The 14,104-nt window shown below is 43.1% G+C and carries 13 protein-coding genes; 12 read left to right on the top strand and 1 reads right to left on the bottom strand.

Annotated features, from left to right (window positions below; all coding sequences use genetic code 11):
- Positions 1-628 precede the first annotated feature (628 nt).
- The 12 genes from DC077_RS02420 (at position 629) to dmpG (ending at position 12,209) form a co-directional block, all read left to right on the top strand.
- Complete coding sequence (locus DC077_RS02420) at positions 629-1,444, top strand: alpha/beta fold hydrolase (RefSeq protein ID WP_094568172.1); 816 nt, start codon at positions 629-631, stop codon at positions 1,442-1,444.
- 6 nt (positions 1,445-1,450) lie between these two features.
- Complete coding sequence (locus DC077_RS02415) at positions 1,451-1,747, top strand: extradiol ring-cleavage dioxygenase (RefSeq protein ID WP_109201152.1); 297 nt, start codon at positions 1,451-1,453, stop codon at positions 1,745-1,747.
- A gap of 4 nt (positions 1,748-1,751) precedes the next feature.
- Entirely contained in the window at positions 1,752-2,612 is an 861-nt protein-coding gene (locus tag DC077_RS02410) for a DODA-type extradiol aromatic ring-opening family dioxygenase (protein WP_094568170.1), read from the top strand.
- A complete protein-coding gene (locus DC077_RS02405; protein WP_094568169.1) occupies positions 2,612-2,962 on the top strand; it encodes a non-heme iron oxygenase ferredoxin subunit in 351 nt (116 codons plus the stop codon). Before DC077_RS02410 ends, DC077_RS02405 begins: the two co-directional genes overlap by 1 nt.
- A 249-nt stretch (positions 2,963-3,211) precedes the next feature.
- Positions 3,212-4,555: an aromatic ring-hydroxylating oxygenase subunit alpha gene (locus tag DC077_RS02400; RefSeq protein ID WP_109201151.1), complete on the top strand. Its 1,344-nt coding sequence runs from the start codon at positions 3,212-3,214 to the stop codon at positions 4,553-4,555.
- Between the two features lie 9 nt (positions 4,556-4,564).
- Positions 4,565-5,092 carry a 3-phenylpropionate/cinnamic acid dioxygenase subunit beta gene (locus DC077_RS02395; protein ID WP_109201150.1) on the top strand — a complete coding sequence of 176 codons (528 nt, stop codon included), beginning with the start codon at positions 4,565-4,567 and terminating at the stop codon, positions 5,090-5,092.
- A 38-nt stretch (positions 5,093-5,130) separates the two neighbouring features.
- A complete protein-coding gene (hcaB, locus tag DC077_RS02390) occupies positions 5,131-5,937 on the top strand; it encodes a 3-(cis-5,6-dihydroxycyclohexa-1,3-dien-1-yl)propanoate dehydrogenase (RefSeq protein ID WP_109201149.1) in 807 nt (268 codons plus the stop codon).
- A gap of 51 nt (positions 5,938-5,988) precedes the next feature.
- Positions 5,989-6,954: an NAD(P)H-dependent flavin oxidoreductase gene (locus tag DC077_RS02385; protein ID WP_109201148.1), complete on the top strand. Its 966-nt coding sequence runs from the start codon at positions 5,989-5,991 to the stop codon at positions 6,952-6,954.
- 312 nt (positions 6,955-7,266) lie between these two features.
- Positions 7,267-8,046, top strand: a complete 780-nt coding sequence (locus tag DC077_RS02380; protein ID WP_420809999.1) for a 2-keto-4-pentenoate hydratase — start codon at positions 7,267-7,269, stop codon at positions 8,044-8,046.
- 252 nt (positions 8,047-8,298) lie between these two features.
- Positions 8,299-10,221 (top strand): feruloyl-CoA synthase, encoded by a 1,923-nt coding sequence (locus DC077_RS02375; protein ID WP_109201146.1) that lies wholly within the window; start codon positions 8,299-8,301, stop codon positions 10,219-10,221.
- Positions 10,222-10,231: 10 nt separating this feature from the next.
- Positions 10,232-11,182: an acetaldehyde dehydrogenase (acetylating) gene (locus tag DC077_RS02370; RefSeq protein ID WP_109201145.1), complete on the top strand. Its 951-nt coding sequence runs from the start codon at positions 10,232-10,234 to the stop codon at positions 11,180-11,182.
- 7 nt (positions 11,183-11,189) lie between these two features.
- The gene (gene dmpG, locus DC077_RS02365; protein ID WP_094568285.1) at positions 11,190-12,209 is read left to right on the top strand and encodes a 4-hydroxy-2-oxovalerate aldolase; all 1,020 of its coding nucleotides are present in this window, start codon (positions 11,190-11,192) and stop codon (positions 12,207-12,209) included.
- Between the two features lie 586 nt (positions 12,210-12,795).
- On the opposite strand, the gene DC077_RS02360 is transcribed toward dmpG, so the two are convergent.
- A complete protein-coding gene (locus DC077_RS02360) occupies positions 12,796-13,998 on the bottom strand; it encodes an NAD(P)/FAD-dependent oxidoreductase (RefSeq protein WP_109201144.1) in 1,203 nt (400 codons plus the stop codon).
- Positions 13,999-14,104: the final 106 nt, after the last annotated feature.

Below are 14,104 nucleotides of genomic sequence, written 5' to 3'. Positions count from 1 at the left end.
GGTTCTTTAAATGCCCCTATTACCTTGTCATTATAACTTTATGGTGGGGATTGAGTAGTAAGAGCCACGATAGGTTTTTTAGAAAATGGATTTTTCTATAGAAGGCTTATAGTTCGGTTACCAATTTTATCGGGCAATTATCATTTCATAAATAGTTATTAAAGGCGAATTATTAAATTGACTTTGATCAAACAATAGCCAAAACAAGTAAAACATACAGTACTGTATTGACAGCCATCAAAGATCTTGCTTAATATGGCAAACATACAGTCGTGTATGGTTCTATCGGTTACCTGTTTTAATCATTGGCTACTAAAGCAGATTTTAAACAGTGTTTTAAGGGCTATCGGAAGTTAGAAAAGCTGTCGAAAGAGATTAAAAGCGACTAACTAATGGGTGAGAAGCTCGGTGAAAGCCAATAGATCAACCAGAGATAACGGTATTACTAGATAACAAAAGTAGATAACAGATAACAAAATTAAGAGCAGAAGTATTCTTCATCTTGAAAATTAAGATCAATATTCAGATCAAGATTCAGATTAAGATTTGGAATCGGGGAGCTTTAAGTATCTCCTCTCAGTAGATTCTAAACTTCTGCCTCAAATATGCATAGAGGGAGGATATAAGCATGCAAGGAATAGGCAAAAGCATTTTAGCAGCAGATCATCAGACAAATTATCATGAAAGTGGTAGTGGCGAGCCGCTCTTCCTACTTCATGGCTCAGGTCCGGGGGTTTCAGGCTGGACAAACTGGTCGAAGACCATTTCTCGTTTTGATGATCGCTGGCGTGTCATTGTTCCTGATATTGCTGGTTTTGGCTTTACTGAATTTAAAGAAGGAGCCAAATATGACATCAAATTATGGGTCAATCACCTTATTGGCATTATGGATGCTTTAGGTATTGAGAAGGCCTCTTTTATTGGTAACTCTTTCGGAGGTGCTGTAGCGATCGGTTTAGCCCTCTTTGATCCAAGTCGTGTTGATAAATTAATTCTTTTAGGAACGCCGGCAGGAGAGTTTGAGCAGACACCAGGATTGCGTGGTGCTTGGACCTATGAGCCATCTGTTGAGAATATGCGTGCATTGATGGAGCTCTTTCCATATGACAAGAGCCAAATTACTGAGGAATTGGTAATGGCCCGTTATGAAGCATCAGCAAGAGAGGGCGCACAAGAGGCGCTTCGTAAATTACTGCCGAAGCCAAAAGAAGAGGGCGTCACGATGGTTCGTGGTTTCCCACCTAAATATTTAGAAAATATTGAAGCACCCACCTTAGTGGTTCATGGTCGTGAAGATAGAGTTGTTCCGCCAGAGTGTGGACTCCTATTAGCAAATAGTATTCCTAATGCAGACCTTTATCTCTTTGGTCAGTGTGGTCACTGGGTTCAATCGGAGCAGACAGAGAAGTTTGTTTCTATCGTTAGAAGTTTTTTAGAGGCCTAGAGTGATATGAGTCGAAATGTATTGGAGCGTGTGCTGTGGCATCTTTCTGTAGAGAGGCCGGCAAAAGAGCGCTTTAAAGAGGATCCTGTACGCTATCTCTCACGTTTTGATTTAACGGATGAAGAGAAGAAGATGGTGATGGAGTTTGATGTTGCTTCATTGCAGAAATTAGGGGTGAATCCGATGCTGACAATGGGATATTGGCAAGAACTCTCTCCTAAACGTAGCATGCGTCTTTATAAAGAGAAGCTAGGAGCAGAAGCGGATCAAATTAACGCATTTTCAGCAGCATTAAAGGAGTAGCGGCATGGCTAAAATTGTAGGTGGATTTTGGGTCCCTCATGACCCGGTAATGTTTGTAGCGCCAGATGCTCCTGCTGATAAGGATGTTGCTGCGCGTATGTGGCAGGCATATGAGACTTGTGGCCAAAAAATGGCAGAGTTAGATGCAACTGCCGCAATTATTGTAGGTAATGATCACTATATTCTTTTTGGCACTAACTGTCTTCCTCGCTACCTTATCGGTACAGGTGATGTTGATGGACCTATTGAGAATTTAAAAGGCTTAGAGCGTGGCGTGATTAAAAATCATGAAGCTTTAGCGCAACATATTGTTAAGCAGGGTGATAAGGAGAATTTCGATTGGTCAGTAGCACGTAGCTTTACTGTTGATCATGCCTTCTCAATTCCACATCAATATGTTGTGGAAGTTGCTGAGAAAGCACTGAATCGTAAGATTCCAACAATTCCTGTCTATATTGCAAGTGGTGTAGATCCCTTTATCTCACTAAATCGTAGCCGTGAATTGGGTGAGCATATTTTAAGAGCTGTAGAGAGTTTCCCTGAAGATGAGCGTGTTGTCATTATCGGTAGTGGCGGTATTAGCCACTGGGTAGGCACGGTTGAGATGGGTAAAGTTGCCGAAGATTTTGACCAAGAAATTTTAGATCTTGGGGTGAAAGGAGATCTTGAAGGATTATCTCGCTATAGCAATGAAGAGATTTTAGAGCGAGGCGGAAATGGTGCGATGGAGATTCGTAACCTTCTTTGTGCATTAGCCGCTGTCCCTAATCGAAAAGGAGAGGTGATCGATTATGCACCTGTTCCTGAGTGGGTTACAGGACTTGGCTTTTTACAAATTCATGCAGATCAGGTAGGAGGAGAGTAATGTCGAAAGTCTTACTATGTAGTGCCGATGAATTGACACCAGGATCTTTAAAAAAGGTCCAAAATGAAGTTGTTGGCGATCTTTGTGTCTATAACTTAGATGGCGAATATTACGCAACACTCGATATGTGTACTCATGCGACCGCTTCCTTAGCTGAAGGGTTTATTGAAGATGATCTGATTACCTGTCCTGTCCATTGGGGGCAATTTAATATCAAGACCGGTGAAGCTGTTGCGTTTCCCTGTGAAAAGCATCTTCGTACATTTAAGATCGTTGTGGAAAATGGGGAGGTCTTTGCAGATCTAGAATCCCCATCACCGGAAGCGGTTGAAGCAAATATAGAGAGTTAAATATAGAGAATTAATTGCTAAGAGATCTTGCGATCGTAGTAGAAATCATAGAGTCATCAATAGCGGATAATAAGAGATGATGATAGTTAAGAGCGATCGAGAGTAATCGATAAAAAAGATCTAAATAATCAGCAAGTAATCAGCAAATAATCAGTAGAGAATCAGAAAAGATCGAGATAGTGGGCTGGAATATCTTCTGTGATATTTCTGTGATATGCGCCACAGTGAAAAAATCTTATGGAGGAAAAAATGAGAGAAAGAAGTAAATTGCGGGCGTTAGAGCCAACACCTGTTTTAGGAGAGTTAGATCGACTCTGCGATATGGAAGAGGGGCGTCTCGCCGGCAAGGTATTTTGGGATCAAGAGATCTATGAGCAGGAGCTTGAGAAGATTTTTGCACGCTGCTGGCTCTTTGTGGCCCATGAGTCACAACTTCCAAATCCCGGTGATTATCTTACAACAACGATGGGCGAAGATGAGGTCTTAGTCGTCCGTCAAAGAGATGGATCGATCAAAGCTTTCCTCAATGCTTGTCCTCATCGTGGTAATAAAGTCTGTTTCGCTGAAGCGGGTAATGCACGAGGCTTTATCTGTAACTATCACGGCTGGTCATTTGGTCCTGATGGAGCACTTAGAGGCGTTCATGAGTCAGATATCTATGAAGAGAGTGACTTTGATAAATCTCAACATGGTTTAAGAGAAGTTGCACAGATCGATTCTTATAAGGGGTTAGTCTTTGCAACATTTGATCCAGAAGCACCGAGTTTACGAGAGTATCTTGGAGAGATCACCTGGTATCTTGATGCACTTCTCGATAATGATGAGGGGGGAACAGAGTTTGTCGGAGGCTGTATCCGTTCCACAATTGAGTGTAACTGGAAGCTTGCAGCAGAAAACTTTGTTGCCGATATCCTTCACGCAGGCTGGACCCATGACTCTGCAGCAAGAGCAATGTTAGGGGGCCCGGTTGCTAAAGTGAGTGACTTTCCTGAATCATACCAAGTGAATTGGAATGGCCATGGTTATGAATTTGCCCTCGACTTTGTTGGAAATGCTGCGGTTTTAGGAGAGAGAGCGATTAATAAGTATCTCCATCTTCATCGCCCTTCAGCAGAAGAACGTTTAGGGGCGTTCCGTGCTTCCATGATCGGTGCGGTTTCATCTTCAACTATTTTCCCAAATTTCTCATTCCTTCCAGGGCAAAATACGGTTCGTGTTTGGCAACCAAGAGGTCCTAATAAGATCGATCTCTACACCTGGGTTATTGTTAACAAGAATGCTCCAGAAGAGATTAAAGAGATGTGGCGTAAAGGGGCAATGATGACCTTTTCCCCGACCGGTGTCTTTGAGATGGATGATGGAGAGAACTGGGAATATTGTACGAAAACAAGTCGAGGTGCAGTAACACGTTATCAAGATCTCTATATTGGTTTAGGGATGAATACGAAAGTCGAAGAGCCCGAAATCCCAGGAAATGTTTTTAAAGGGCAGATCAATGAAGCGAATGCGAGAGCATACTATCAACGTTGGAAAGATCTGTTACAAGCAGAGAGCTGGGATGATGTTCCTGATCGAAATGGCAAGATGAAGTAGGAGGATACGATGAGTAGAGAAGAGAAGCAGTATGCAAGTTTAGAGCAGATTCGAGAAGTAGAGCGTTTCCTCTATAAAGAAGCACGTTTGCTCGATTGGGAGTGCTGGGATGAGTGGCTTGCCACGCTTTCAGAAGAGATTCACTATTGGATGCCAGGTATTGAAAATCGTCGTCGTGAGGATAAATTAGGTCAATATACGAAAGAGCATATGGCCTATTTTGATGATGGCTTACGTGATCTCAATCGCCGAATTGAACGCTTTAAGCAACCTTCAGCTTGGGCAGAAAATCCACAAACGCGCAATGTCCATATCATTACCAACATTGAAGTTTTCCAAGGGGAGAATGAGGGCGAGTTTGAAGTACACTCTTGCTTTACCAATGTTCGTAGCCGTGGGCTCGATGAGGAGTATACGCTTGTCGGTAGAAGAGAGGATATTATCCGCTATGAGGCAGAGACCTTAAAACTCTATCGCCGGAAGATTTTAATTCCTAATGCTTCACTACTCTTTAAGAATCTCAATACATTCTTATAGGTTGTGGAGTAATATTCAAAGAAAAAGAGGAGTCAGTTTTGGGCTGGTTAGAAGGATATAGCGCACTTATTACTGGAGGGACAGGTGGCATTGGTAGTGCCATCGTTCGCCGCTATGTAGCAGAGGGGGCAAATGTTACTGTCCTTGCAAATAATGCAACTGAATTAGCAGCGCTTCAAGAGGAGCTTGGTGACTGCATTGCCACTGTTTGTGGTGATGTGACCGCTTATGAGGATAATGCACGAGCGGTAGAGGTTGCTCTAGCTAACTTTGGAAAGCTCGATGTCTTTGTGGCAAATGCTGCGATTTTTGATTACTTCACCCGTCTCGATAAGATTCCTCCTGAGGAGTTTGAGCGCCACTTTCAGAAGCTCTTTGCTGTGAATGTTCAAGGGTATCTGTTAGGCGCTCAAGCTGCGATTCCAGCGTTAAGGGCGAGTAAAGGGTCAATCATCTTTACCCTCTCTAATAGTGCTTTTTATGCCGGCGGTGGTGGAATTCTTTATGTGGCATCTAAGCATGCGATTGTGGGTGTTGTACGACAATTAGCCTATGAACTTGCTCCCCATATTCGGGTCAATGGTGTCGCTCCAGGTGCAACCGATACCCCTATGGCAACATTAACTGATCTCAATGAGAAGAGCGTTCCCCTCAATCAGCTGCCCAATTTTGCAGAAAATGCGGCCTCTGCTGTACCGCTGCAAAAGATCGCTGATCCAGATGCTCATACAGGGCATTATGTACTCTTAGCATCACGTGAGAACTCTGCTTTAACAACCGCTACGATCATCCATAGTGATGGCGGTTGGGAAGTTCGTAAGCCGGGCATTCATAATCGCCGGTAACGGCTATTTCACTGACACCACTTTGAGAATGCTTATTTTAGGGAGAGCTATATGTCGCAACAGTTACAACAGACCTTTTTAGAGTCGCTGGCAAACTTAGAAGTGCCGGTGATGGTGGCTCCTATGTTTTTGGTTTCAGGACCGAAGCTTTTATTGGCGGCTTGTCGCGCTGGTGTTATCGGTAGTTTACCATTACCGAATGCCCGTAATATCACGATATTAGAAGGATGGTTAGAAGAGGTTAAGCAGGGCATTACGTTGTTAGAACAGACGCAAAAAAGAAGCGTTCCATGGTTGCTCAATATGATTGTTCATCGCACTTATGATCGTTTTGATGCTGAGCTAGAGTTAGTAAGAGAGTATCAACCTCCTTTAGTGACAACAGCGCTTGGTTCGCCTAAACGTGTTGTTGCTGATGTGCATCGTTATGGGGGCGCTGTCTTTGCCGATGTGACGAATGTGACTCTTGCAAAAAAGGCAGTCGATGCGGGTGTCGATGGTCTGATCTTAGTCTCTCATGGTGCCGGAGGGCATACAGGATTACATAATCCTTTTGCCTTGATTGCCGAAGTACGTCAATTCTGGTCAGGACCCATTGCACTTTCGGGAGCAATGATGAATGGCCGGGATATATTGGCAGCAAAAGTTTTAGGCGCCGATCTAGCAGTGATGGGGACTCGATTTATTGGAGCCGAAGAGAGTTTAGTAGTAGATCAATATCGGCAGATGCTGTTAGATGCTAATCTAGATGACATTATTTTAAGTGATCAAATTAGTGGTGTGCCGGCAAACTGGTTGAGAGCTTCTCTCGAAAGTGGCGGGGTTACTTTAAATGTGGATCAGCCTTCAAAAATCAATTTTTCTGGCAATATCTCGGATAATAAACGCGCTTGGCGTGATATTTGGTCAGCAGGTGAAGGTGTCGGACAGATTAAAGATTTGGGCACTGTTGCAGATATTGTTGCTCAATTGAGTGCCGAATATCAGCAAGCAAAGGCGAAAGTGATCGACTACTAGGGCTGTAAGGTAATGATTTTAAGATAACGATTTCAAGATAATACTTTAAGGTAAGCAGTGTGTGAAGTAGTACAGCTAACTTCAACATTAATAAAAATAGTAAAAGAACCAGAAAGCCAGAGAACCAGAGAACAAAAGAGCAACACAATCGCGCAGTAGTGCAATAGAGCAGAAAAACAACAGAACAACAGAACAACAGAACAACAGAACAACAGAACAATAAATGATTCGTGATCGCTTAACTGTATTGAAGTGAAATATATTGAAACGAAATAGGATCACAAAGTTGATAGGGAAGAGGATAGAGAGATGATGTTAGATCATTATAAGAGAGCAGCTGCTGAGTTGCTCCAGGCAAGAGAGGAGAAACGAACTTGTGGTAGGATCTCCGAAACCTATGGCATTACCAGTATGGAAGATGCTTATCGAGTGCAGGAGATTAATACTGAGATTGCCTTAAAAAATGGTCGCCGTATTGTCGGGCGAAAAATTGGTTTGACATCCACTGCCGTACAACAGCAATTAGGGGTAGATCAGCCCGATTTTGGAATGCTATTTGCGGATATGGAGATCGGTGATGGAGATTCGGTTGATGCTTCAACTTTAGTACAACCGAAAGTAGAAGGGGAGATTGCCTTTGTTTTAAAGCGTGATTTACCCACAGAAGATACCACATTAGCTGAGTTGATTAGCTCAATTGATTATCTCCTGCCGGCATTAGAGATCGTCGATACGGTGATTGAGAATTGGGATATTACCCTAGCTGATACCATTGCCGATAATGCCTCAAGTGGGCTCTTTGTTTTAGGAAAGACCCCTATTTCACTCGATCAGCTCAACTTAGAGTTAGAGGGGATGCTGCTCTATAAAAATGGTGAATTAGCATCTACCGGTGTAGGCGCTTCCTGTTTAGGAAATCCCTTAAATGCCTGTTTGTGGCTTGCTCGCACAATGTCACAAAAGGGGCGCCCCCTTCTTTGTGGCGATATTCTCCTTTCAGGCGCATTAGGACCAATGGTCAATGTCGCTAAAGGGGACTCAATCTCAATGCATCTGACCCGCCTAGGCAGTGTGAGATGTGATTTTGTCTAGCTTTATCGTTTGATATCGCTCTAGTTTAATTACGTTTTTACCGACTCAATTAAGATGATTGTCATTTTTCCAACAAAAGTAGTTGGAGAGTCGTTATTTGCGCCCTCAAAAGCTCAACTGAGGGATCTATGAAAAATAATAAAGAGCAATCTAAAACCAATAGTAATGACGAGAAATCGATATCGCTGAGAGTGCCACAATGAAAGTGATGCACTCTCTAGCGGGTTGATAATCTAAAAACGGAGGAATAGTATGTGTAGGACTTTGGATCAAGAGCAGGGATTAGTTAAAGCAACCGTTTTAAAATCTTTTTATGCAAAAGAGAAGCAGAAAGAAGAAGCCGTTGGAAAGTTAGCGGTCGCTTCTGCACTCTGTGAGTATCGGGATGATGGAAGCTTTGTGATGAAATCCCCCGAGAAGCTAAAGCCATATGCAAGATGTGTTGGGGAGTGGTTAGATTACTGGGCGCATAAGAAGCCGGATCATCCATTCTTGTCAGAACGTGAGGGTGATGGCTGGAAAACGTTAACCTATGCAGAGACACGTGAGAAGGTTGGAAGAATCGCCCAAGGACTTCTCAATTTGAAGATGCCAACCTGTCATCCGATTGTCTTTCTCTCGGGTAATGGGTTGAGCCAAGCATTGGTTACTTTAGCTGCTTACCATGTGGGGATTCCTGTTGCGACAATCTCAGCTGCTTATTCACTACGTCCTACCGACTTTTCTCGCCTCAATTGGATCTTAAATACCTTAGAACCTTCAGCTGTTTTTGTTGATGATGGAGAAAAGTATGAGAAGGCATTAAGAGGCGTTGAGGTAGATAGCCGACTTATTATAGAAAAGAATGCCGATCTCTTTTCACAAGCGGTCACTTTTGATTCTCTCTTAGAAGCGCCTGAAACAGAGGAAGTGACTCACTATTTTGAGCAGGTAGGTCCCAATACTGTCGCTCGCTATCTGATGACCTCAGGATCAACGGCAGATCCTAAGTTTGTTGTTCATACCCAACGGGTTCTCTGCTCTAATCAGCAGGCGATCTCCCAATGTTGGCGCTTTATTGAAGAGAGCGAGATTGTAGTGGTGGATTGGTTACCTTGGAGCCATGTTTTCGCTTCTAACCATAACTTCAATATAGTTCTTCGAAATGGCGGTAGCCTCTATATTGATGATGGTATGGCAACCGATCAGAAGATTGAGCGAACCATTGAAAATATCAAAATGGTTAAGCCGACTCTCTACTTCAACGTACCTAGAGGATATGAGCTCTTATTACCCTATCTTGAGAAGGATCCTGAGTTAGCAGAAGCACTCTTTGGTCGTTTAGAGCTACTCTTCTATGCAGGAGCAGCGCTTCCTAAAGTTGCTTGGGATCGTTTAGAGAAGGTTGCAAGTAGTTGCCGCACTTCGCCCCTCTTTATTGCAACAGAGTGGGGAACGACAGAAACAGCACCCGTGATTACTAATGTTCACTACACCATTGAAGCTCCTGGCAATATCGGTCTTCCGGTTCCCGGCGTAGAGGTGAAGTTTGTTCCTAATGAAGAGAAGTATGAGATGCGTGTTCGTGGTGAATTTATCTTCACGCGCTATCTTGGCGATCCATCAATGACCTCAAATGCCTTTGATGAAGAGGGTTTCTACTACACTGGCGATGCAGGTTACTTAGCAAATCCACAGCGTCCAGAGCAAGGTATCATCTTTGATGGACGTATCACGGAGGATTTTAAGCTCAATACAGGAACCTGGGTTTCTGCTGGAGTTTTAAGACCGCTCTTAGTTGATGCCTTCTCCCCTTATGCGCTTGATTTTGTCATTACAGGACATGATCAAAAATATGCAAGTGCCATGATGTTCCCAACGAAGGAACTCTATCTCTTAGCGGATGATCCAGAGCAGAAGTTAGATGTTGCACAACTCTCTGAGCACCCAACAGTTAGGGCGGAATTATTAGCACGTATGCACCAATTTTATAAAGAGAATTGTGGCTCCTCGCGCCATATTAAGCGTTTAATTATTCTTGATACGCTCCCCTGTTTAGAGTCAGGGGAGACAACAGATAAGGCTTATATTAATCAACGTAAAACATTAGCAAGAAGACAAGATCAGGTGATGAAACTCTATGCCACTAATCCCGGTAGAGAGGTGATTAGACTCTCAGAGCTAGAAGAACAGTAGAAGGATAGGAATGATGAAAGAGAAAGTACGCGCTGCGATTATCGGTTCGGGAAATATTGGTACCGACTTGATGATCAAGATGTTAGAAAATGGCGTCAATGTCGCGATCGATACGGTTGTGGGAATTGATGAAGCCTCAGATGGTCTTAGACGCGCAAGAGATCGAGGGGTGAATACCACTCATGAAGGGGTAGAGGGATTAGTTAAATCACCTAATTTTGATGAAATTGAGATTGTATTTGATGCGACCTCAGCAAGCGCTCATCTGCATAATGAGAAGGTTCTTCGTGAGAGAAAACCTCAGATTAAGATGATTGACTTAACGCCTGCCGCAATAGGTCCTTATTGTGTACCGGTTGTCAATTTAGAAGAGCATATTGAAGAGAATAACGTCAATATGGTCACCTGTGGTGGACAGGCAACGATTCCTATTATTGCCGCGATTTCATCGGTAACGAAGGTTCATTATGCCGAGATTGTCGCTTCTATCAGTAGCCTCTCTGCAGGACCGGGGACGCGCGCTAATATCGATGAGTTTACCGAAACAACATCACGCGCTATTGAGGAGATTGGTGGCGCAACTAAAGGAAAGGCGATTATTGTCCTTAACCCAGCAGATCCTCCTATCTTAATGCGCGATACAGTCTACTGTTTTACCGATAATGCTGATCTAGATCAGATTCGCGCGGCAGTGGAGAAGAGAGTCGCTGAAGTGAATCAATATGTGAAGGGATATCGCTTAAAGCAAGATATTCAGTTTGAGGTGATTCCGGAAGATAAGCCTCTCAATCTACCCGGTATTGGTTATCGTTCGGGCTTAAAAGTGGCTGTCTATCTTGAAGTTGAAGGTGCGGCACATTATCTTCCTGCCTATGCTGGAAATCTCGATATTATGACCTCAGCGGCGTTAGCCACTGCAGAAAAGATCGCCCTCAATTTACTCGCTCAAAAGGAGGCATAAGATGGGAATGCCAGAGAAACTCTATATTTCAGATGTAACACTCCGTGATGGTAGTCATGCCATCATGCATCAATACTCACTCGATGATGTCAGATCGATTGCTAAAGCATTAGATGAGGCAAATGTTGATAGTATTGAGATTGCGCACGGTGATGGTCTACAGGGCTCAAGTTTTAACTATGGCTTTGGTGCGCACTCTGACCGTGAGTGGATTGAAGCGGCGGCAGATGTTGTTAAAAATGCCAAGATTGCGACGTTACTGCTTCCTGGAATTGGAACGACACGGGATCTGAAAGAGGCCTATGATGCCGGGGCGAGAGTGGTTCGAGTTGCAACTCACTGTACAGAAGCGGATGTCTCTGCACAACATATCGCTTATGCGCGTGAATTGGGGATGGATACCGTAGGCTTTTTAATGATGAGCCATATGACGACTCCCGAAAATTTAGCGTTACAATCTAAAAAGATGGAAAATTATGGTGCAACCTGTATCTATGTTGTGGATTCAGGTGGCGCTATGACAATGAATAATGTGCGTGACCGTGTTCGTGCTGTTCGAGATATCCTACTACCTGAAACCGAAATCGGGATTCACGCACACCATAATCTCTCCTTAGGTGTCGCAAACTCTGTTGTTGCTGTTGAAGAGGGCGCAAATCGAATTGATGCAAGCTTGGCAGGAATGGGGGCAGGGGCAGGGAATGCGCCGTTAGAAGTCTTTATTGCTGTCGCGAACAAATTGGGCTGGAAGCATAATGCTGATCTCTATCGTCTAATGGATGCGGCAGATGATATTGTTCGACCACTCCAAGATCGTCCTGTTCGCGTCGATCGTGAGACTTTAGCATTAGGTTATGCCGGCGTCTATTCAAGCTTCTTGCGCCATGCTGAAGATGCAGCAAATCGATTCGATCTTAAGACTGTCGATATCTTAGTAGAGTTAGGAAAACGTAAAATGGTAGGGGGACAAGAGGATATGATTGTCGATGTGGCACTCGATCTTCTTGATGCAAAACCAACGGCTTAACTACTCTATTAGAGTTTAGACTTATGGTCAGATTGATCTAATTATTCAATCTGATCAATCAGATCAACTAGATCAGAGTTAATCGGAGCTAGATCAATTATTGATTAGCTTGATGCGATCTATTAAATCAGTAACTCCATTACTTCATTACACTTTGACTAAAGTGCTTTTGCCTAAACAGGATCTCCTTTCTGTTTAGGCATTTTTTTAGTGATAATTTTTTTGAGAGATAATTCTATCATCTCACTTTTTACTTCACTCCTACCTTATTTCCACCTTACACTTACATCTTATTTTTATCTCATTTTTATCTCGTTACTCTCTCAGCTAATCTCTTCATCTTCTCATCTTCTCATCTTCTCATCTTCTCATCTTCTCATCTTCTCATCTTATTCTCTTATTTTCTTATTCTCTTCAAAAGGGTGATGAGTGAGTCACTCTTCAATGAGCAACCTTCAGTGTAGGGGTAATCTTCAGTGAAATAAAGAAGGGGATCTATTGCATAAGAGATCATACTATAGAATCCCCTTTTCCTGAATCATCCATTGTCAACAATGGATGGTACTAGAAGGTATAAGATGTTACTTTATCGAAGTTTCATTAGATCGATCTCACTATTTTGTAACTGTTCGGGATCGAGTGGCGCTCCTTTTCTAAACCAAAATCTTCCGACGCCGATCGCTTTTGGCTCATTAAAAGCAACAATTGAACGCACTTTCTGCTCATTATCGAGATGGATAAAACATTTTTTATGATCATCTTCGCGAATAACGAGTTGACTCTCTTCATCGATCGGAAAGCCCATAATCTGAATATTGTGATGATACTGATCTGACCAGATCCAAGGAACTTCTTGATAAGGTTCATCTTTTTTACCCACAATTGCTTTTGCAACCTTTTCTGCTTGCTGCTGTGCATGCGCCCATGATTGAGTTGTAAAACCAACAAGAGGGTGAATTGCCACATCTCCGGCAGCATAGATATCGGGATCTGAGCTCTTTCCATAAAGATCAACAACAATTCCGCCATCAACTTCTAATCCTGCTTCAACCGCAAGTTCTGTTGCAATTTCTGCACCGGCGCCAATGAGGAGTAGATCTACTTCGATAGCGTGATCTCCACTATGAATGAGTAGCGTTCCATCCTCTTTTTCTGTTACCTCAATCTCTTTGGCATCAAGAAGAATTGTAGTGCCTTCTGCTTCATGAAGCGTGAGAAGATGTGCCGATACTTCAGCTGCAACGCTACGACTACAGAGACGTGACTCTCGCTCAAAAAGAGTGACCTCTAGCCCAAGTTGTCTTGCAGTTGCGGCAACTTCTAAGCCGATCCAACCGCCACCAATGATCGCAAGTCTTTTTCCGGCAGTTAATGCTGATTTTAGTTTAAGCGCATCATCAATTGTTCTAAGAGTGTGGGCATTTTTAAAAGTTAACCACTGATCATTTGGAACACGAGGGCGACTTCCGGTAGCAATAATCAATTTGTCATAAGGGAGGGTCGTTCCTTGATCTGTTTTGACAACTTTTGCTTGGCGGTCAATCGCTGTTGCCCGCATTGGCTTATGCCATTCAATATTAAGCTTATCGATGCTCTCCTGATCGAAGAAGTAGAGATTCTCTAAAGCTTCTTTTCCATCTAAAATCCCCTTTGAGAGCGGTGGGCGCTCATAGAAGACCTGATTTTCATCGGAGATAATCGCTAGTCGCCCCTCATACCCCTCTTTTCTGAGAGTAGAAGCGGCAAAAGCAGCTGCTTGACCTCCACCAATAATAACGATTGAATCCATAATAATTCCCTTATAGTGATTGTATAGTTAAAAATAGTTTGTGGATTGCGCGAGAGTGATAACTGCTAATATCGATCGCCATTGTGGTTGCAATTGCTATGGTTGC

The organism is Ignatzschineria cameli (assembly GCF_003121895.1).
Taxonomy (GTDB): Bacteria; Pseudomonadota; Gammaproteobacteria; order Cardiobacteriales; family Wohlfahrtiimonadaceae; genus Ignatzschineria; species Ignatzschineria cameli.
The sequence above is the reverse complement of the archived record's forward strand: the minus strand, read 5'-3'. Positions and strand labels throughout refer to the sequence as shown.

Coding starts and splice junctions, on each gene's coding strand:
- DC077_RS02380 (WP_420809999.1), top strand. CDS start 7,267: ATGTTAGATCATTATAAGAGAGCAGCTGCTGAGTTGCTCCAGGCAAGA.
- DC077_RS02395 (WP_109201150.1), top strand. CDS start 4,565: ATGAGTAGAGAAGAGAAGCAGTATGCAAGTTTAGAGCAGATTCGAGAA.
- DC077_RS02415 (WP_109201152.1), top strand. CDS start 1,451: ATGAGTCGAAATGTATTGGAGCGTGTGCTGTGGCATCTTTCTGTAGAG.
- dmpG (WP_094568285.1), top strand. CDS start 11,190: ATGCCAGAGAAACTCTATATTTCAGATGTAACACTCCGTGATGGTAGT.
- DC077_RS02420 (WP_094568172.1), top strand. CDS start 629: ATGCAAGGAATAGGCAAAAGCATTTTAGCAGCAGATCATCAGACAAAT.
- DC077_RS02385 (WP_109201148.1), top strand. CDS start 5,989: ATGTCGCAACAGTTACAACAGACCTTTTTAGAGTCGCTGGCAAACTTA.
- DC077_RS02405 (WP_094568169.1), top strand. CDS start 2,612: ATGTCGAAAGTCTTACTATGTAGTGCCGATGAATTGACACCAGGATCT.
- DC077_RS02410 (WP_094568170.1), top strand. CDS start 1,752: ATGGCTAAAATTGTAGGTGGATTTTGGGTCCCTCATGACCCGGTAATG.
- DC077_RS02370 (WP_109201145.1), top strand. CDS start 10,232: ATGATGAAAGAGAAAGTACGCGCTGCGATTATCGGTTCGGGAAATATT.
- DC077_RS02400 (WP_109201151.1), top strand. CDS start 3,212: ATGAGAGAAAGAAGTAAATTGCGGGCGTTAGAGCCAACACCTGTTTTA.
- DC077_RS02375 (WP_109201146.1), top strand. CDS start 8,299: ATGTGTAGGACTTTGGATCAAGAGCAGGGATTAGTTAAAGCAACCGTT.
- DC077_RS02360 (WP_109201144.1), bottom strand. CDS start 13,998: ATGGATTCAATCGTTATTATTGGTGGAGGTCAAGCAGCTGCTTTTGCC.